Genomic DNA, 18,959 nt, shown 5'->3' with positions numbered 1-18,959 from the left:
CCGGCCACCGCCCACCCGCTCGTCCCCCTAGTCGAAGAGGTGTGTCCCGCACTGTGGCCACTGGCTCTGCCAGTTCCCGTCGACGGTGTCGTAGAGCGCCTGGGCCCGGCCGGTCTGCTCGCCCGGGCTCGCCTCCGAGGGCAGTCCGCTGCCGCCGACCGATTCCCAGGTGGTGACGCTGAACTGGTAGAGGCCGTAGTAGCCGCCCGCGGAGTTGACCGCCGTGGGGTCGCCGCCCGACTCGCACTGGGCGAGCCCGGACCAGTTGAGGCCGGCCGCGGCGCCGCTCGCCTCGGGGGCGGGGTCCTCCTCCACCTTGGCGCCGACCTCCACCAGGCCCTCCACGGGTTCGGTGACGATCTCTTCGGAGAGTTCGTGTTCGACCTCCTCGCCTTCGCGCAGGACGGTCGCGGTGGTGACCTCCTTGAGGCCGTCCTCGGGTTCGGTGACGACCTCGCGTTCTCCCTCGGGTCGGTCGGGATCCCGCTGTTCGACGGTCTCGGCCTCGATGACGACCTCTTCGGTCTCGGGTTCGTCGAGGACGGGCAGGACGCGCACGACCATGTCCGGTTCTGCGGGCTCGTCGGGTTCGGGGCTGACGACGTCGTGTTCTCCGGGTTCGATCCCGGCCGCGTCGAGGACGTCGGAAACGGTGCCCCCGGTGGTGCGGGTCTCGGAGCGGATCGTGTCGTACACGACGACCATGCGGGGCGCGCGTTCGGCGGTGATGGTGAGGCCGTCCGCGGGGATGGCGGTGGTGTGCGCTCGGGAGAGTTCGACGTCTTCGGGGTCGAGGCCGATCTGGTCCAGGCCCTCGTGGAGGGTGGCGGCGTTGACCCGGTGTTCGGCCCGGTGGCCGTCGAGTTCCACGGTGAGCCGTCTCGGGGAGCGGACCATGACGTGGTCTCCGGCGCCGACGGGTGTCTCAAGGGAGGGTGCCACGGCGTCGTCCTCGTCGAGTTCCACACCCGCTTCCGCCAAAGCGTCGGCGACGGTTCCGCCGAAGGTGTGGACGATCGTCTCCGTACCGTCGACGTCGATGGTGACGCCGCGGTCCGTCGCCAGGGCGGTGCCGCCGCCGGCGAGGGCGAGCGTGAGCGCGCCGGTGACGACCGCGGCCACGACGAGACGGGGGACGACGGGGAGTGGGGCGCGCCTTCGGCCCTTGGCGCTGCGTCCGCCGGGCATGGGTGCATCACCCTTCTTTCGAGGTGGGACAGGATCACATTAATACCACGCTGAGTAAGTGATTTATTACCGTCCGAAAATGGGGACTGGCGCTGGGCAGGCCCGACCTGCACAATGAACCGAACGTCGTTCTAGTACTGCTCGCGTCCGAAAGGCACCCATGGGACCTCTCAACGGAATCCGCGTCGTCGAGTTCACCGGTATCGGACCGGCTCCGATGACGGGCATGCTCCTCGCCGACCTGGGAGCCGACGTCATCCGGGTCGATCGCCCCCAGGCCACCGAAGCCCTGCGCTCCGGCGCCCCCGGCCCGCACATGAGCGAGGGCCGGACGGTGGTCGGCGCCGACCTCAAGTCCGAGGAGGGCCTGAAGCTCGCCCGCGACCTGGTCTCCCGGGCCGACGTGCTCCTGGAGGGGTTCCGTCCCGGGGTGATGGAACGTCGCGGGCTGGGCCCCGACGACTGCCTCGAATCGAACCCGCGCCTGGTGTACGCGCGCGTCACCGGCTGGGGCCAGGAAGGGCCGCTGGCCCACACCGCCGGGCACGACATGAACTACATCTCCGTGAACGGCGCCCTGCATTCCATCGGCCGCGCCGGTGGCCCGCCGGTCCCCCCGGTCAACCTCCTGGGCGACTTCGCCGGCGGCACCATGTTCACCGTCACCGGGATCCTCGCCGCGCTGGTGGAACGGCAGACCTCCGGGCGCGGTCAGGTGGTCGACGCGGCGATGGTGGACGGCAGTGCCCTGCTCATGTCGATGCTGCACGAGGACCGTTCGCGCGACTTCTGGAGCGACGAGCGCGGCACCAACTACCTCGACACGGGGGCGCCCTGGTACGACGTCTACGAGTGCGCCGACGGCCGCCACGTGTCCGTGGGCTGCATCGAACCGCAGTTCTACGCCGCGTTCCTGGAGGGGACCGGCCTGGTCGGGGAGGACCTCCCCGACCAGTGGGACACCGGGGGGTGGCCGCGGTTGCGGTCCCGGTTCGCCGAGGTGCTGCGCACCCGCACCCGGGACGAGTGGGGTGCGGTGTTCGAGGGCACCGACGCCTGCGTCATGCCGATCCTGTCCCTGGCGGAGGCCCCCGACCACCCGCACGTGCGGGCCCGCGGGGCACTCACCCGCCAGGGCGACCGGGTCGTCGCCGGCCCCGCGCCCCGATTCGACCGCACGCCCGGCGAGGTCACCCGCGGCAGGCCGCTCCCCGACACCGACGAGGCCCTGAAGCGATGGGGCGTCGAGGACCGACTCCCACGGGAGCGACCCTGAGATCCCGGAATCGCCGCTTTCCCTCCACCCGCTTCCCCGATCACTAGGGTGAGCGCGACCGACAGGGCGAACGCGCGATCAGGGGGCCGCCATGGCACCGAGTCCCGGACCCGGCCCACGTTGGGGAGGGCACCTGGGCGCGTTCCTCATCGCCCTGGCGGCCCTCCTGGGCATGGCGCCCGCGCCCGCGTTCGCCGACACGGACACTCCCCCGGTGGTCCTGGTCGGGGTCCCCGGGCTGCTCTGGGAGGACGTCACCCCCGAGCACACTCCCGCTCTGTGGGCGTTGGCCGAGGACGGGGCCATCGGCAACGTGTCGATCCGCACCGCCACCTCCCGCACCTGCCCCGTCGACGGCTGGCTGTCGGTGTCGGCGGGGCAGCGCGCCTCGGCGGAGCGGGAGCGGTTCACGACCTGCGAGTCTCCGCCCGAACCACTGTCGGACGGTTCCGGCGCCGTCGTTCCCGGCCACGCCGAACTCGTGGCGGCGAACCGGGACTCGTCCTTCGCCGCCCCCGTGGGCCTGCTCGGGCAGACGGTGCGCGACCACGGCGGACCGACCCTGGCCGCCGGCCCCGGCGCCGCGCTGGGCGCCGCCGACGCCTCGGGGCGGGTCGACCACTACCTGGAGTCGGCGCGCGAGGTGACCCCCGAACGGCTCGACGGGGTGTCCCTGGCCGTGGTGGAGCTGCCCCAACTCGCCCACCTCTACCCGGGCCCGGCCACCTTGGAGGACGGCCGGGAGGAGATGCGGCCCGAGGACGTATCCGAGGAGGCTCGCGCGGAGGCGCTGGAGACCCTCGACACCCGGCTCGCGGCGTTGACGGGCGCCCTGCCCACCGGCGCCTCGCTGATGGTCATGGGTGTGTCCATGGACGCGGGGCCGTCCCGACTCACCGCGGCGGTGACCGGGCACATGACCGAGCACGGACCGGCGGGCCCTTCCGCGTACCTGGTCTCGGATTCGACCCGAAGGCCCGGCCTGGTGGCCCTCACCGACACCACCGTGACCGTTCTCCACGCGTTGGGGATGCGGCCGCAGGAGCCCACGGGCGGCCGGGTCTGGCGGTTGAGCGAACGTCCCGCGTCGGCGGAGGCGGCCCTGGACCGGTTGGTGGACCTCGACACGGCGGCGGTGGTGGTGGGGGCCGCCATCCCGGGGTTCTTCAGCGGCCTGGTCGCCCTGCAACTGTTGATCTACGCGGCGGCCGCCTACGCCCTGCACCGGTACTCCCACGGGCAGAGGGACAAGCGTGCTCTGGTGCTGTCGCTCACCCGGACGGTGGCGTTGGCGGGCGCGGCCTTCCCCGTGGCGAGTTATCTGGCCAACCTCGTCCCGTGGTGGTCCGTGCCGTTGCCTTCACCGGCCCTGTTGCTGTCGGTCCTGGTGGCGGACGCCTTGGTGGTGGCGGTGGCCATGGCGGGGCCGTGGCGGCACACCGCGCTCGGCCCGATGACGGTGGTGGCGGGCGCGACCACTCTGGTGCTGTTCGTGGACCTGTGCTTCGGCGCGCATCTGCAGATGAACTCGCCCACCGGGTACTCCCCCATCGTGGGCGGCCGGTTCTACGGGATCGGCAACATCGCGTTCGCGACCTTCGCCACCGGCATGCTCATGGCGGTGACCGGGATCTCGCACGCCCTCATCGTTCGGGGCCGACGGCGGGCGGCGGTGGCCACGACCCTGGCGATCGGGACCGCTTCGGTGCTCGTCATCGGGTGGCCGGGCCTGGGCACCGACTTCGGCGGGGTGGTCGCGCTGATCCCGGGTCTGGCGGTGACCTCGATGATGATCGCGGGGATGCGCGTCACCGTGCCGCGACTCGCCGTGGCGGGGGTGACGGCGGTGATGGTGATCACCCTGTTGGCCTGGGTGGACCACCTGCGTCCGGCCGCGGACCGCAGCCACTTCGGCGCTTTCGCCGATCAGGTGCTGAACGGGGAGGCGGGGACCGTGCTCGCCCGCAAGCTGGGCGCGATGCTGGGCACTCTGGGCAACTGGCAACTCACCCTGTTGTCGGCGGGGGCCCTGGCGTTCCTTTTCCTTGTCCTCAACCGGCCAACGAGATGGCGGATCGGAGCGCTCCAACGGGCCTACGAGTACGCTCCGACGCTCCGGGCGGGGCTCACCGGGTCCCTCGTGACGGCTCTGGTGGGCTTCGCGGCCAACGATTCGGGGGTGGCGATTCCGGCGCTGGCGCTGACCATCGCGGTTCCGTTGACCCTTTCGGCCTGCGTTTGGGCACTCCAACAACGGGATCAGGACTCACCCCCTACACCATCGGACCCAAGAAAGGCAAACCACACAGGCACGGGCATGCGTCACTCACGTCACGAATAGGCCACGACCCTGTGGTAAGGTCCGTGGCTGTAACGACCCCGGTGAACCGAGATCCCAGCAGGCACCGCGGCCCCGGGGAGTGGGGCCCACGCCAGGCTCCGGGCCGGCCGTCGACCTCGACGCGGTACGCCGGGGAATGACCGTCGACACCGGTGGGTTTCAGACCAGAGGGCCGTATCGATTTCGGTCCATGACGTACCCCGTCGACCCCGGGTCCGTCGAACACCGATCCTCACAGCCCTTGATCATCCGTCGTCGCCGATGGCAAGCATCGCTTCAGGAACTTTCGGGCCCGACCCGGGCGTTCCAGGAGTGCCGTGCTTTTCCGAGCAAACCTGGCGAGAAAGGCGTTTCCTCCCCCGGCATCCGGTCCGGGGTATCACGCAAGGAACTTGATGAACCATCAGCTTGGCTCACGCGGTAACGCAACCAACGCACCGGTCGCCACACGTCCCGGGTGGGACGGTTTGTGGTCCGCCTCGCCGACCCATCGGGCTGGGCCCGAGTACGCCGGAGTCGCAATGCCCGACCTGACCATCGCTTCCACCCTCCACGAGTCCGGACTTGTCCTGGCCCTGGACGGGGAGATCGACATGGCCACCGAGGCCCGCTTCCAGGACGCCGCCACGGGGGCCCTGACCACGCAGCCGTTCGGCCGCGTCGTGCTGGACTGCACCGACCTGCGTTTCATCGACTCCAGTGGTCTGCGCGTCCTCATCCGCTCGCACAAGTTCGCCAAGGAACAACGGGCGTTGCTGGTGATCGCCGCCGCCCCGTCACGGGTCCGGCAGACCCTGCGCATCACGTCCCTGGACACCCGAATCCCGGTGTTCGACTCGGTCTCACAGGCGCTCGCCGCGCCGCAGACCGCCTGACGGAGGCGCCCCTTCACGTAGAGAAGGCCCCGCGAACCCGGCCGCGGGGCCCCTTGCCATGCCCGGACGTCACTGGAACAGGAGCATCCACACGCCCAGGGCGGTGACCGCGATGTTCACCAGCAGGAACACCATCACCCACAGGGTGCCCGGCAGACCCGTGAGCCGGGCGAGCTGGTCGGCGTCGGAGTGCGGGGAGGGCTGACGCATCCGCTGGCTCTGTAGCTCGATGACGGGACGCACGCCCGCGAAGAGCAGGAACCAGATGAACAGGTAGGCGAAGGCCGCCTGGACCTCGTGCGGGGTGAACCAGCTGATGCCGAAGACCACTGCGCCGGTCACCACGATGGAGATCACGCCGTAGAGGTTGCGGATCATCAGCAGCATGGCGGCGAGCACGACGATGCTCAGCCACAGCAGCGCGGTGATGCGGCCCGACATCAGCATGAGGATGCCGAGGAGACCGATGACGGTGGGAGCGACGTAGCCGGCGAACACCGTGAAGATCATGCCGATGCCGGTGGGCTTGCCTCGGGAGACCGTCACCCCGGAGGTGTCGGAGTGCAGGCGGATTCCCGTCAACTGGCGGCCGCTGATCAGCGCCACGAGCGCGTGTCCGCCCTCGTGCGCGATGGTGACGACGTTACGCGCCACCCGCCATGGCGGACCGAGCAAGACGGCCGCCAGGGCGATGGCGGCCGCCGTGACGATGATCCACTGTTCCGGGTCGGACTGGACGGACAACACGTCCTGCCACACGTCACCGAAGCTCGTTGCACCCACTGGTCTCCCGACTTCCACATCGACCGTCGTCAACGAACCCGCACTTGCCGACGCCTCGGTGGCCGGGGGGCGAGGGGATTCGCGGGCCCTTGCCGAACTTTAGGTCATTTCGTGGGCCATCGGGGACGTGCTCCTCAGGCCTGCTCGGCGACCCGTTTGAGACGGACCAGGGTCTCCTCGATCCCACGGGCGTTGCGGGCCGGGGCCCCGGACAGGACGTAGAAGAGCGTCTGTCCCCGCGTGTAGTCGAAGGTCTCCGTGACGAGGGTCCGTCCCGGGTCCACCTCCTCCAGCTCGTAGCGCCAGCGGTGCGAGCCCACGTGCTTCCAGGCGATGAGTCGGTCCTCCTCGAACTCCACCACCCGGTTGGTCATCCGGTAGGGCAACCCCATCATCCGCATGTCCATGCCGAACTCCGAGCCCGACTCCAGCCGGTCCGGCCCGAAGACCGCCCCGCGCACCGTGCCGGACCCGTCGAGTTCGGGGTGCCGATCGGGGTCGGCGAGCAGATCGAAGATCCTCTTGGCCGGAGCATCGACCACGACGCTCCGCGCCACCATGTGTTCAGCCATGCACGCATCATGTCATTCCCGCACATGGTGACGTTCCACCGCGGCCAGGGCACCGTCGACGGACACGTGCAGCACCCAGAACGACCCCTTGCGCAGCCCTCGCTGCTGGGACAACGGCGCGTCGAACCGGGTGAGCGCCTCGGTCAACAGCTCCGGGACCAACTCCCCGTGGGTGCACACCACTGTGGGAAGCCCCTCGTCGAGGACGCGCGCGAACGCCTCCCGGGCCCGCGCGACCTCGTGCTCCCGGCCGCCCCCGCCCACCGTGAAGGCGGGTTCGGTGCGCATTCCCGCGTCACACTCGACCGTGTACGGCAACAGCGACTCGGTACACCGTGCCGCCGACGACGACAACGCGCGCAGGTTCCCGTAGGCGCCGAGAACCCGGGGCAGCGACATGGCGTCGGCACGCCCCCTCTCGTCGAGTGGACGCAGCAGGTCGCCGCCGTCCCAGGAGCGCTTGTCCCCCGCGGACAGGTGCCGCAACAGGACGATGGGGAAGGTCCGGGCGGGGCCGGCCCGGAAGTCGTCGATGACCTTGGCGTCGTGTGCGTAGGTGAGCCGTTCGCGGGCCCGCTCCACCGGCACCCATTCGACGCGCTCGATCTCCTCGTTGGGTTCGTAGTCGACCTCCCCGCCCGGGTTTCGGGGGGTCGCCGCCCACCACTCCACCCGTTTGGGCCAACCGTCCTTGAAGTAGCGCTGCGTCGGCAGCCGGCGACCGAGCACGGGGACCAGACCGGTCTCCTCCTCGACCTCGCGGACCGCCCCACCGATGGGGTGCTCGCCGTTCTTCAGCTTGCCCTTGGGCAAGGTCCAGTCGCCGCGGTTCGGACGACGGATGAGTACGACCTCACGGTCGTTCGCGCCGTCACGCCACAGGACGGCACCGCCGGCCCGGATGGGTTCCAGGTAGCCGCCCGGGTTCACGCCTCCACCGTCCGCAGGTGACGGTCGCCGCGAAGGACCTCCTGGAGGTCGTTGAGCCGCCGGCCCTCCTCGTCGTGGGTGGCACGATCCCACGTCCCGTCGGGTCGCATGTGCCAGGTGGAGGTGGTGTCGGCCATCGCCAGGTCCATCAGGGCGACCAGGCGCCCGCACTGTTCGGGGTCGGCGACTCGCACCAGCGCCTCCACCCGACGGTCGAGGTTGCGCGGCATCAGGTCGGCGCTGCCGATCCACACCTGGGGTCGCCAACCGTTGGCGAAGACGAACACCCGGGAGTGTTCCAGGAACCGGCCCAGGACGCTGCGGACCCGGATGTTCTCCGACAGCCCGGGCACACCGGGGCGCAGGACGCAACTGCCGCGCACCCACAGGTCCACGTCGACCCCCGCTTGGGAGGCCTTGTAGAGGGCGTCGATGATCTCTTCGTCCACCAACGAGTTGACCTTGATGCGGATGCGCGCGGGCTCGCCCTTCTCCGCGTTGGCGATCTCGGTGTCGATCTGTCGGAGCAGGCCGGAGCGCAGCCCGGACGGCGCCACCATGAGCCTCCGGTAGCGCTGTTTGCGGGAGAACCCGGTGAGGCTGTTGAACAGGTCGCTGACGTCCTCGCCCACCTCCGCCGCGGCGCTGAACAGGCCCAGGTCCTCGTACACGCGGGCGGTGCTCGGGTTGTAGTTGCCGGTGCCGATGTGGCAGTAGCGGCGCAGCAGGCCTTCGTCGTCCTGGCGGATGACCATGGAGAGCTTGCAGTGGGTCTTGAGGCCGATCACGCCGTAGACCACGTGGCAGCCCGCCTCCTCCAGCTTGCGGGCCCACTGGATGTTGTTCTGCTCGTCGAAGCGGGCCTTGACCTCCACCAGGACCACGACCTCCTTGCCCTCGCTGGCCGCCTCGATGAGCGACTCCACGATGGGGGAGTCCCCGCTGGTGCGGTACAGGGTCTGTTTGATCGCCACGACCTTCGGGTCGGTCGCGGCCAGCGCGAGGAAGCGCTCGGTGGTGGTGGCGAAGGACTCGTAGGGGTGGTGGACGACGATCTCGCGTTCGAGGACGGAGGCGAACAGGTCCCCGGAGGTCAGCGCGCGCGGTTCGACCGAGACCATCGGTTGGTAGCTCAGGTCGGGTCGGTCGGCGTCCGCGATCTGGGAGAGCCCGGAGAGGTTGAGGGGCCCGGACACCCGGTAGATCTCCTCGTCCTCGGCGCCGAGCTCGTCGGTGAGGATGGTCAGGACCGCGTCGCTGATGCTCTCCTCCACCTCCAGTCGTACGAGGGGCCCGAAGCGGCGACGCAGGAGTTCGTTCTCCAGGGACTGGACGAGGTCGTCGGTCTCGTCCTCGTCGACCTCCAGGTCGGCGTTGCGGGTGACACGGAAGGCGTGGTGTTCGACCACCTCGACGCCCTCGAACAGCCGGGGCAGGTGGGCGGCGATGATGTCCTCGACCGGGACGTAGCGGCCGCCCCCGTGCTCGGTGAGTTCGATGAAGCGCGGTAGGGAGGCGGGCACCTTGACCCGGGCGAACATGCGCCGGTCGTCGCCGGGGTCCCGGACGGTGACGGCGAGGTTCAGTGAGCGACCGGAGATGTAGGGGAACGGGTGCGCCGAGTCGACGGCGAAGGGCGTCACCAAGGGGTAGATGGAGCGATGGAAGTATCCGTGCAGGTACTCGCGTTCGTCGTCGGCCAGCTCGTTCCAGCGGACGATGCCGATGCCCTCCTGTGCCAGGGCAGGGGCGACGCTCTCCTTGAAGCAGGCGGTCTGTCGTGACACGAGTTCGTGTGTGAACAGGGAGATCCGCTCCAGCAGGACCTTGGGGTGGTGCCCGCTGGCGGAGGGCACCGAGAGGCCGGTGGCCAGGCGTCGTTTGAGCCCGGCGACGCGCACCATGAAGAACTCGTCGAGGTTGCTGGAGAAGATGGAGAGGAACCGCGCCCGTTCCAACAGGGGGATGTCCTCGTCCTCGGCGAGTTCGAGGACCCGCTGGTTGAAGCGGAGCCACCCTTCCTCACGGTCCATGAATCTGTCGGGGGACGGTTCCGCGATGCCGGTCTCCGCGGGTGTCGGCGCTGTTTCCGTGCTCACAGGTGGCAGACTCCCCCTCTTTCATGACCACGCGGTGACATCCCCATGAGAGGGAAATGACCGCAATGAGGCCCCTATGCATCATCTGTACCCATACGTGCGATTCAGATGCCGACGTCCAGGTCGGGCGGCAGGATGAGCACGAAGATCGCCACGCGCAACAGGACGTTGATCCAGGTGTTGCGGTAGCAGGCCCACAGGTAGCCGTAGAGCATGCTCGCGGTGGCGTAGGTCAGCATGGACATACCCGTGTCATGCATCAGGTCCGTCCCGGTGAGCTGGGACACCGCGTCATAGGGCTGGATCAGCGCGTAGGTCAGAGCGAACACCACGGACGTGGCGATGATGCCGCCCCAGCGCCCCAGGAGGATCTCCAACCGGGTCTGCATCATCCCGCGGAAGAAGATCTCCTCGCAGACCGCGATGAAGGTGAACGCGAGCAGCATGGCGTACAGGGTGAGCGACGGCTCCGGCAGGCCGATGTAGGGCACCATCAGGTACCCGATCACCACCGTCGCCGCGAGGACCGGGATCAGTCCCAGCCAGCGCCAGGGCTGGCTCACCTTGAGCGCGACCGTGGGCATGAGGGTCCCCTTGCCCTCCACCGTGAGGCCGGAGCGGTCCATGATCAGCAGGGGGAGCGCGAAGAGGAACAACAACCGGGACACCAGGGACACCGACATCGCGAGGTCCGGGGCGGTTCCGGTCTCCGTGCCGTAGAAGGTGAGCACCCCGGAGAGCACCACCATCGACAGCACGAAACAGACGAGGAGGAGTGCCTGCCAGGCCAGCTCCCGGCCGAGCGGATGACCCTCCATCGCGACCCGCACCCGCCGGTCCAGCTCGTCCCTCCGTCCCAACGACCAGACCAGGCCCCAGGACAGGAGACCGGCGAACAGCATCGGCGTCCAGGCGATCAGTAACAGGATGGACGATTCGTCGAAGACCTGGCCCCGAAGGGCCGGATGGGCGAGTAGCGGCCCGACCACGAGGATCACCGCGAGCGCGATCATCCATGTGAGCCCCCATCTTCGCACTATGGTCACAAGAGTCCCCCCTGCCTCAGAACCACCATTCTGCCCCGGGGAAAACTAAAAGCGACTTAATGACTACGGTATGTCGTTACCACGTGTGACCATGGAAAAGGGAGCCGCCCGGACCATCGTGATGGTCCGGGCGGCTCCCCGTGAAACCGGTGAGGTACCTAGTGGCCGTTCTCCAGGACCGACTTGAGGAAGGACTTGGTCCGCTCCTCCTGAGGGTCCCCGAAGATCTGGTCCGGGTGGCCCTCCTCGGCGATCCGTCCCTTGTCGAACATCAGGACACGGTGTGAGACGTCACGGGCGAAGCCCATCTCGTGGGTCACGCACAGCATCGTGATGTCGGTGGTCTCGGCCACCTCGCGCAGCACGTCGAGCACACCGGCGACCAGCTCCGGGTCCAGGGCAGAGGTGACCTCGTCCAGGAGCAGGATCTCCGGTCTCATCGCCAGCGCGCGGGCGATCGCCACACGCTGCTGCTGGCCACCGGACAGCTGGGTCGGGTGGGCGTCGATCTTGTCGCCCAGGCCCACCAGGTCCAGGAGTTCCTCCGCGCGGTGGCTCGCCTCGTCCTTGCCCAGGCCGAGCACGTTGACCGGCGCCTCCATGATGTTCTTGCGAACGCTCATGTTGGGGAACAGGTTGAACTGCTGGAACACCATGCCGATGTGCTTGCGCTTGGCCCGCAGGTACTTCTCGCTCGCGCGGGTCATTCCGGCGCCCTTGCGCATGTGACTGAAGGGCTCTCCATGGACCCAGATGTTGCCCTCGGTGACCTTCTCCAGCGTCATCAGCAGCCGCAGGATGGTGGTCTTGCCCGAGCCGCTCGGTCCGATGAGCGTCACGCGCTCACCGGGGGCGACCGCGAAGTCGAGGTGGTCCAGGACCGTGAGGTCGCCGAACCGCTTCACCACCTGATCGAAGACGATCAGGTTCTCCGCGGCGAGGCCGGCACCGTCGCCATCGACACCCGGTGCCATCGTGTTCTCGGGGGTATCAGACGGCGGCATATCGCTTCTCCAGTCGTCGAATCAAAATCGCGGAGGGGATGCTCACGACCAGGAACAGGAACCCGACCAGCGTGAACGCCTCGACGATACGGAAGTCGGCGCTACCGACGCGCTGGGCCTCGGTGAGCAGCTCGGCCACACCGATGGCGAACAGCAGGGGGGTGTCCTTGAACATCGCGATGAGGTAGTTCCCCAGTGCGGGGATGACCTTGCGGATCGCCTGTGGGAGGACGATGGCGCCCCAGGTCCGGTGGGACGGCAGGCTGAGCGCCCGCGCCGCCTCCCATTGGCCCTTGGACACCCCCTCGATCCCCGACCGGTACACCTCGGCCGTGTAGGCCGAGTAGTGCACGCCCAGGACCAGGATGCCCACGGTCATGCCGGAAACCGTCGAGGGCGCCAACAGGAAGACGAACACCAGCTGCATGACCAGCGGTGTCGTACGGATGAACTCCATGACGAAGTGCAGGATCGATCCGAAGACCGGCACTCGACGAGCGATCGCGATGACCAGGCCCAGAGCGAGGGCCATCAGGTAGGCGACGACCGTGATCTGCACCGTGACCCACAGGCCACCGAGCAGGTCGGGCATGACGTCGATGATCCACTCGAGATCCCAGAGGTTCACTTGGCCACCCCCACCTTGGTTCCGATCGTGGGCGGTCGCAACATGGAGAGGATCCCCTGGCCGCCGGACGGCAGCCGTCCCAGCTTCCGGTTGGCGCGGCGTTCGAGCAGTCGCATACCGAAGATGAGCACCTGCGCGATCAGGTAGTAGAGGATGAGTGCGCCGCTGTAGGCGACGACGGTCTCACCCGTGGCCTCTCGCAGCTGCTGGGCGACCGCGGCCAGGTCGGCGACACCGATGAGGTAGGCCACGGCCGTGGCCTTCATCAGCTCGATGATCAGGTTGCCGAAGGTCGGCAGCATCTGGGCCCAGGCCTGTGGGAGCACGACCAGGCGCATTCGCTGGAACCAGTTGAAGTTGAGCGAGACGGTCGCCTCGACCTGCGACTTGGGGACCGCGTTGATGGACGAACGCACGACCTCCGCGCCGTAGGCGCCCACGTTCAGCCCCAAGGCCAGGATGGCCGCGAACCTGTCCTCCAACTGGAAGCCGGTGGCGATGGGCAGCGCGTACGCCATCCAGAACATCAGCACCAGGGCCGCGATCCCGCGGAAGACCTCCACGTAGACCGTGGAGATGGCACGCGGTAGCCAATGCCCCACCGAACCCATGATTCCGAAGACCATGGCGAGGAGGAACGCCAGGGCGGCGCCGCCGATGGTCAGTTGAACGGTGATCCAGGCCCCGTCCAGGAACCTGGGCAACCGTTCGACCAGGAAGTTGATCTGTTCCAAGGGGGATCAGCCCTCGCAGAGCTCGGCGGTGCTCGTACCGTCGGGCAGGTCGTCCTCGGTGAAGCCCCACTCCTCGCCGAGTTCGAGCAGGCGACCGCTCTCGGTGAACTCGGCGATGACGCGGTTGATCTCCTCCAAGAGTTCGGTCTCGTCCTGTCGCACGCACAGGCCGCCCCAGCCCTTCTCCTCGTTCCCGTCCATGACGGGGAAGAAGGGCTCGCTGACGTCGAAGTCGCCGCCGCGTTCCTGCAACAGGTAGTGGTGCGACACGCTCAGCATGGAGACGGCGTCCACCCGGCCGTTCTCCAGGAGCTCGTAGCCGGCGGTCTGGTTGCCGATGAGCTCCATCTGCTCCTCGGGAACCCCGAAGTACTCGGCGTAGGTCTGCTCCACCGAGCCGTTCAGCACGGCGAGCATGAGGTCCGGGTTGTCCGCGAAGTCCTCGAAGTGCTGGATGTTCTCGGGGTTGCCCGCGGCGACCATGAAGGCCTCCGGGGAGGTGGCGGTCGGTTCGGAGAACGCGACCTGCTCGCAGCGCTCGGGCGTGATGAACACACCGGCGGCGAGGACGTCGAAGCGGTTGGCGTTCAGGCCCGGGATGAGACCGTCCCAGTTGACCGGGGAGGCCTGGATCTCGGGGATGCCCAGTTCCTCGAAGACGGCCTGGGCCACGGCCGGCGACTGGCCCGCCGGGTCACCGGCGTCGTCGACGAAGCCGAAGGGGATCTCGTTGGCGAGTCCGACCGCTACGAAGCCCTGCTCACGGAGACGTTCCAGGAGGGAACCCTCTCCCTCGCCGCCGGCGCCGCCCTCATCGACCCGGCTGCACGCCGCGAGACCGGCCGTTGCGAGCCCCACGCCTCCCAAGCGGAGTGCGTCTCGGCGGCCCCAGGTTCCCCGCCGACGCGCTGGTCCCTGATTCTTCACGACTGCTCCTCGAAAATTCGAGAGCGGAGTCTCCGCCGAAGGACAGGGCGGGGACACCGCACATTCGGATGGTGGATCGCCTCAAGTGGCTGATACCGCGGGTCTGGCCCGCGAACCAGGCCGTCAGCCGGGTACACGGGAGTACGGCGCTGGTACGGAGTCTCTTCTCCCCTGGCCCGCCCTGCAGTAACTGAACATGTTTAGTCCGTTATGCACTGGTTATGAGCTGCGGAACATCGGGTGACCGGACCGTTAGCCCTAGTCAGGCCGGTCACCTGTGCGGGGTGACTATGGGTTCTTATGCCCGTCACCCTGGGCTTCCTACCCTCGGAACGACGAGGGGCGGGGGCCGAAACCGGCCCCCGCCCCTCGATGCGGTCTTACGCGACGCCTATCAGGCGTCCTCCTCCACGACCAGCGGGTAGACGCCGTTCTCGTCGTGGACCTCACGCCCGGTGACGGGCGGGTTGAACACGCACAGCACGCGGAAGTCGGTCTTGGGGCGGACCGTGTGCTTCTCGTGGCCGTTGAGCAGGTAGAGGGTGCCCGGCGTGATGATGTGCTTCTCGCCGGTGTCCTCGTTGGTCAGCTCCGCCTCACCCTCGATGCAGTGCACGAGCTCGATGTGGTTGGCGTACCAGAAAGTCGACTCGGTGCCCGCGTAAAGGATGGTCTCGTGGAAGGAGAACCCGACCTTCTCCTTGGCCAGGACGATCCGACGACTCCGCCAGTTCTCGGTCTTGATGTCGGCGTCGGTGTCGTTGACCTCGTCCATGCTGCGAACGATCACTTGGGTCTCCTTAACGTTCTGGGGCGCGTGAATATGCGCTGGTTACACGGTACGGGGCCGGTCGACGCCCCCGTCGGGAAACGTCGACCGGCCCGTGTTCGCTCGGGGCCTCCGGTTCAGGCCGTCTTGGCGCCCTTGACGGCGGCCCGGGCGGCGTCGGCCATGATGTCCAGGCCGGCGGTGAGCTCCTCGTCCGTCATGGTCAGCGGCGGCAGGAGCTTGGCGACCTCGTCCTCGGGGCCGGAGGTCTCCAGGAGCAGGCCGCGCTCGAAGGACTCGGCCGCGACCTTCTTGGCGATATCACCCTCGGCGTCGAAGGCCAGACCGCGGGCCAGACCGCGACCACGGACGTGCGCGCCGAAGTCGGCGTGCTCGGCGGCCATCTCGGACAGGCGGGCCTCGACCATGGCGCCCTTGGCCAGGGTGGCCTGGGCGAAGGAGTCGTCGCTCCAGTAGCGGCGCAGGGCCTCGGTACCGGTGACCATGGCCGGGTTGAAACCACGGAAGGTGCCGTTGTGCTCCCCGGGCTCCCACACGTCCAGCTCGCGCTTGAACAGCGTGAGCGCCATCGGCAGGCCGTAGCCGCTGATGGACTTGGACAGGGTGACGATGTCCGGGACGATGCCGGCCTCTTCGAAGCTGAAGAACTCTCCGGTACGGCCACAGCCCATCTGGATGTCGTCCAAGATCAGCAGGATGCCGTATTCCTTGCACAGGGCGGACAGCCCGCGGAGCCACTCGGCGCTGGCGGCGTTGATGCCGCCCTCACCCTGGATGGACTCCACGATCACGGCGGCCGGGGCGTCCAGGCCGCTGCCGCTGTCGTCGAGCAGGGCGCGCAGCCACAGGAAGTCCGGGGTCTTGCCGTCGAGGTAGTTGTCGAACGGCATGGTCGCCACGTGGTCCAGCGGAACGCCGGCGCCACCGCGCTTCATGGAGTTACCGGTGACGGCCAGGGCGCCCAGGGTCATGCCGTGGAAGCCGTTGGTGAAGTTGATGATGGTCTGGCGACCGGTGTACTTACGGGCCAGCTTCAGTGCGGCCTCGACCGCGTTGTTGCCGGCGGGGCCGGGGAACTGGACCTTGTAGTCCAGCCCCTTGGGTTTGAGGATGACGTCCTCGAAGGTTTTGAGGAACTCCCGTTTGGCCACGCTGTACGCGTCGAGGCTGTGGACGATGCGGTCGTCCATGAGGTAGTCGATGAGCGGCTTCTTCAGCTCCGGGTTGTTGTGCCCGTAGTTCAGCGAACCGGCTCCCGCGAAGAAGTCCAGGTAGGGCTTGCCACTCTCGTCGTATACGTGAGCTCCGACCGCCTTGTCGAAGACGACCGGCCAGTTACGGCAGTATCCGCGGACTTCGGATTCGAGGCGTTGGAAGGTCTCCATCGTGATGTTCCTTGGTTCCTTTCCCCAACTTCGTGGGCTCATGGCTTAGACGAGGGGTGTGGGACAGGATCGCGTTCGATCCGTTGCGGACGGTCAGTCGTCTGGGTTGTCGCTCGTAGGCCCGATGGGGCCGATACGCACGAGGTCCTCGGGTTCGTGGGACTCGTCGCCACCCGACGGGAAGTGCTCCTCGGTGAACAGAGGGCTCCACACGTCCTCAGTACCCCAATTACGGGCAAATGACGCAAATAGGGCACGAGAAGCGGCGTTGTCCGGGGTGACGGTCGCTTCGAGGTAACGCACACCCTGATCGGCGAACGTGTCGCCGATGAAGTCGAGCATCCGGCGGGCCAGCCGCTGTCCGCGATACGCGGAGTCGACGGCGACCTGCCAGAGGAAGTAGGTGTCCGGGCTGTCAGGACGGACGTAACCGGTGACGTAGGCCGCCACCCGGCCGTCGGTGTCCCTCGCCACGACGCTCGTCGCGGCGAAGTCCCGGCACCACAGCGTGTAGGCGTACGGGGAGTTCACGTCCATCCCCGTCTCGCCGGCCAACCGCCACATGTGCGGCCCGTCCTCCGGGGAGGGGTGCGTCAAGCGCACGCCCTCGTGGCCCGCGCCCTCGGCGGTCCGGTGACCCTGGGCCCCGTCGTCGTTTCGGTCGCGTGCTTGGAGGTTCGTTCGTTGTTGTGGCACGTCGACCGAATTTAGCGAACGAAGTTCAAAGAAGTTTCAGCGAGATTCCGCGCAGATGTTTGAGCTGATCATGAACGGGTATGACTCGTCTATTTAGCAGCATGAAGACGACCTGACCTGCGCTTTCGGGTGGGGCGCGAACCCGACCGAAAACCCTGGTCACGCCCCTCCCATCAGGGGATTCGACGACCACGCGGGCCCCGGATCTCGCGGGGCGACCCCCCGCCTCCCGGCGAGCGGAACACATGCCTCGGGGTCAAACATAGAGCCTGAACAGGCAATATTAAGCGTGCGTTAAGTCACATCAATTCGGTGGGAACCTCGCGACATAACGTCCCGAAAGGCCTGCGGCACACCTCACACAGTACGCGCCCACCTTCTCGGGGACCCCTGCACACAGGCGGAAACCCCCACTGCGCAGGCGACACGCCGATCGACGTCTCCCACCGTTCGCCCCGCTCGCCTGGTGTCCCCGTGGCCGCAAGACCCCGGCAAGGACGAACGTCCTTGATCATTCGCGGATTTTGGAGCAGACTCTGTGTAGTACGACCTCATGTAGTACTACAATTGGTCGCAACGCTTCGTCGCAGCCTGCCCGGGTCAAGAGCCCCTGGTCGGGTCGCACGACACGAACTTCGCCCACCTCACCACGGCCACACCGGCGGTGGGGATCAACGACCAGGGATCGGAGGCGTCCGTGAACCGCCTGTATCACGACAGTGAGGACTGGGTCGAGCAGGGTAACTGCCGCTCGTACGACCCTGAGATCTTCTTTCCGGTGAGCAGCACCGGGATCGGTCGCGTCGACACGGAACAGGCCCTCGCCGTCTGCCGCAGCTGTACTGTTCGCCCGGAATGCCTGCGGTGGGCGCTACGTGCCGGAGAGGCTCATGGAGTCTGGGGTGGGACCACCCCCGAGGAGCGTCGCTACATGCGCCGCGAACTCGCACCGGCCGTCTAGGGCCCGTCCCTCGGAAACGGGTGGAGCCGCCGGATGCCACGCGCGTTCGGCGGCTCCCCTGTGTCCGGCCCCATATCTCCCGCCCCTCGTGGGTCTTGCGACCCTCGGGGGCACGGCCTAGGTTCGGTAATCGTGCGACCCGCTCACGGCACCCTTCGGCTCACGCGCACGGCACTCCTCGCCGTGGCGTGCACAGGGCTCGCCTGGGGCGGGCACAACCTCTGGTCGGACACACCCGCCGGGGTCGGGGGCTTCCTCCTGACCACGGCGTTCCTGGTCGGCCTCCTGTGGCGCTTCACCAGGATCATGCGGGGCTTCGGCGACATCTTCACCGTCATGGCCCTCGTACAGGTCGTCCTGCACATGGTCCTACAAATGGCGGCGGGTCCCGAACTCCATTCCGCGGGCGCCGGCCCTGGCGGTCACGGGCTGCTCACCCACACACTCGGCCTCACCCCGGGCATGTTGTTCGCACATCTGTGGGCCGCTCTGCTCGCCGCCGCGCTTCTCGCACACGGCGAGTCCGCGCTGTGGTTCCTCGGCGCCACCGTATCCCGGGCCCTGCCACGGCCCCTGCGCGCCCACGGCCTCCCATTCCGCGTGCCCGGGCGCGCGCACGTCGCGTTCCCGATCATCGCGCCCTCTCCATCCGCGTTCACCTCGCACGGGCCCCGCGGGCCTCCCGGTTCACCCGCGCCCCTCCTCCTGTCGTCGTAGTACCCCG

General features: G+C 68.1%; 18 protein-coding genes. 5 read left to right on the top strand and 13 right to left on the bottom strand.

Annotation, left to right across the window (positions count from 1 at the left end; translation table 11 throughout):
• Positions 1-27 precede the first annotated feature (27 nt).
• Positions 28-1,188 (bottom strand): ubiquitin-like domain-containing protein, encoded by a 1,161-nt coding sequence (locus ACWGKS_RS18605; RefSeq protein ID WP_452523313.1) that lies wholly within the window; start codon positions 1,186-1,188, stop codon positions 28-30.
• 160 nt (positions 1,189-1,348) lie between these two features.
• Here ACWGKS_RS18605 and ACWGKS_RS18600 point away from each other — a divergent pair, with 160 nt between their 5' ends.
• From ACWGKS_RS18600 to ACWGKS_RS18590, 3 genes are all read left to right on the top strand, one after another.
• Entirely contained in the window at positions 1,349-2,464 is a 1,116-nt protein-coding gene (locus ACWGKS_RS18600; RefSeq protein WP_358506587.1) for a CaiB/BaiF CoA transferase family protein, read from the top strand.
• Between the two features lie 91 nt (positions 2,465-2,555).
• The gene (locus ACWGKS_RS18595) at positions 2,556-4,805 is read left to right on the top strand and encodes a hypothetical protein (RefSeq protein ID WP_452456336.1); all 2,250 of its coding nucleotides are present in this window, start codon (positions 2,556-2,558) and stop codon (positions 4,803-4,805) included.
• 521 nt (positions 4,806-5,326) lie between these two features.
• Positions 5,327-5,680, top strand: a complete 354-nt coding sequence (locus tag ACWGKS_RS18590; protein ID WP_358506590.1) for an STAS domain-containing protein — start codon at positions 5,327-5,329, stop codon at positions 5,678-5,680.
• Positions 5,681-5,749: 69 nt separating this feature from the next.
• Here ACWGKS_RS18590 and ACWGKS_RS18585 read toward each other — a convergent pair whose 3' ends face one another.
• The 12 genes from ACWGKS_RS18585 to ectA form a co-directional block, all read right to left on the bottom strand.
• Positions 5,750-6,439, bottom strand: coding sequence for a M50 family metallopeptidase (locus tag ACWGKS_RS18585; RefSeq protein WP_358506840.1), 690 nt, complete (start codon positions 6,437-6,439; stop codon positions 5,750-5,752).
• A 158-nt stretch (positions 6,440-6,597) separates the two neighbouring features.
• Positions 6,598-7,035, bottom strand: a complete 438-nt coding sequence (locus tag ACWGKS_RS18580) for an SRPBCC family protein (RefSeq protein WP_358506593.1) — start codon at positions 7,033-7,035, stop codon at positions 6,598-6,600.
• Between the two features lie 12 nt (positions 7,036-7,047).
• Complete coding sequence (locus tag ACWGKS_RS18575) at positions 7,048-7,965, bottom strand: NUDIX hydrolase (protein ID WP_358506596.1); 918 nt, start codon at positions 7,963-7,965, stop codon at positions 7,048-7,050.
• Positions 7,962-9,998 carry an RNA degradosome polyphosphate kinase gene (locus tag ACWGKS_RS18570; protein WP_452523322.1) on the bottom strand — a complete coding sequence of 679 codons (2,037 nt, stop codon included), beginning with the start codon at positions 9,996-9,998 and terminating at the stop codon, positions 7,962-7,964. The genes ACWGKS_RS18575 and ACWGKS_RS18570 overlap by 4 nt, the downstream gene beginning before the upstream one ends.
• A gap of 170 nt (positions 9,999-10,168) precedes the next feature.
• Positions 10,169-11,077, bottom strand: coding sequence for a CPBP family intramembrane glutamic endopeptidase (locus ACWGKS_RS18565; protein ID WP_358506599.1), 909 nt, complete (start codon positions 11,075-11,077; stop codon positions 10,169-10,171).
• A 191-nt stretch (positions 11,078-11,268) separates the two neighbouring features.
• The gene (ehuA, locus tag ACWGKS_RS18560; RefSeq protein WP_358506602.1) at positions 11,269-12,114 is read right to left on the bottom strand and encodes an ectoine/hydroxyectoine ABC transporter ATP-binding protein EhuA; all 846 of its coding nucleotides are present in this window, start codon (positions 12,112-12,114) and stop codon (positions 11,269-11,271) included.
• Positions 12,101-12,706 (bottom strand): ectoine/hydroxyectoine ABC transporter permease subunit EhuD, encoded by a 606-nt coding sequence (gene ehuD / locus ACWGKS_RS18555; protein WP_358506843.1) that lies wholly within the window; start codon positions 12,704-12,706, stop codon positions 12,101-12,103. The genes ehuA and ehuD overlap by 14 nt, the downstream gene beginning before the upstream one ends.
• Positions 12,707-12,738: 32 nt before the next feature.
• Entirely contained in the window at positions 12,739-13,467 is a 729-nt protein-coding gene (ehuC, locus tag ACWGKS_RS18550; RefSeq protein ID WP_358506845.1) for an ectoine/hydroxyectoine ABC transporter permease subunit EhuC, read from the bottom strand.
• Between the two features lie 15 nt (positions 13,468-13,482).
• Positions 13,483-14,334, bottom strand: coding sequence for an ectoine/hydroxyectoine ABC transporter substrate-binding protein EhuB (gene ehuB, locus ACWGKS_RS18545; protein ID WP_358506605.1), 852 nt, complete (start codon positions 14,332-14,334; stop codon positions 13,483-13,485).
• A 463-nt stretch (positions 14,335-14,797) separates the two neighbouring features.
• Positions 14,798-15,193 carry an ectoine synthase gene (locus ACWGKS_RS18540; RefSeq protein WP_067607943.1) on the bottom strand — a complete coding sequence of 132 codons (396 nt, stop codon included), beginning with the start codon at positions 15,191-15,193 and terminating at the stop codon, positions 14,798-14,800.
• A gap of 116 nt (positions 15,194-15,309) precedes the next feature.
• The gene (gene ectB / locus ACWGKS_RS18535; RefSeq protein ID WP_358506608.1) at positions 15,310-16,578 is read right to left on the bottom strand and encodes a diaminobutyrate--2-oxoglutarate transaminase; all 1,269 of its coding nucleotides are present in this window, start codon (positions 16,576-16,578) and stop codon (positions 15,310-15,312) included.
• 93 nt (positions 16,579-16,671) lie between these two features.
• Positions 16,672-17,181, bottom strand: a complete 510-nt coding sequence (gene ectA, locus ACWGKS_RS18530; protein WP_358506847.1) for a diaminobutyrate acetyltransferase — start codon at positions 17,179-17,181, stop codon at positions 16,672-16,674.
• 790 nt (positions 17,182-17,971) lie between these two features.
• Here ectA and ACWGKS_RS18525 point away from each other — a divergent pair.
• Positions 17,972-18,235, top strand: coding sequence for a WhiB family transcriptional regulator (locus ACWGKS_RS18525; RefSeq protein WP_067608003.1), 264 nt, complete (start codon positions 17,972-17,974; stop codon positions 18,233-18,235).
• Between the two features lie 132 nt (positions 18,236-18,367).
• Complete coding sequence (locus ACWGKS_RS18520; RefSeq protein ID WP_452523308.1) at positions 18,368-18,952, top strand: copper resistance protein; 585 nt, start codon at positions 18,368-18,370, stop codon at positions 18,950-18,952.
• Positions 18,953-18,959: the final 7 nt, after the last annotated feature.

This window comes from Nocardiopsis sp. NPDC055879 (assembly GCF_053615935.1).
Note: the sequence above shows the minus strand (reverse complement) of the source record. Positions and strands in the feature narration are given on the sequence as shown.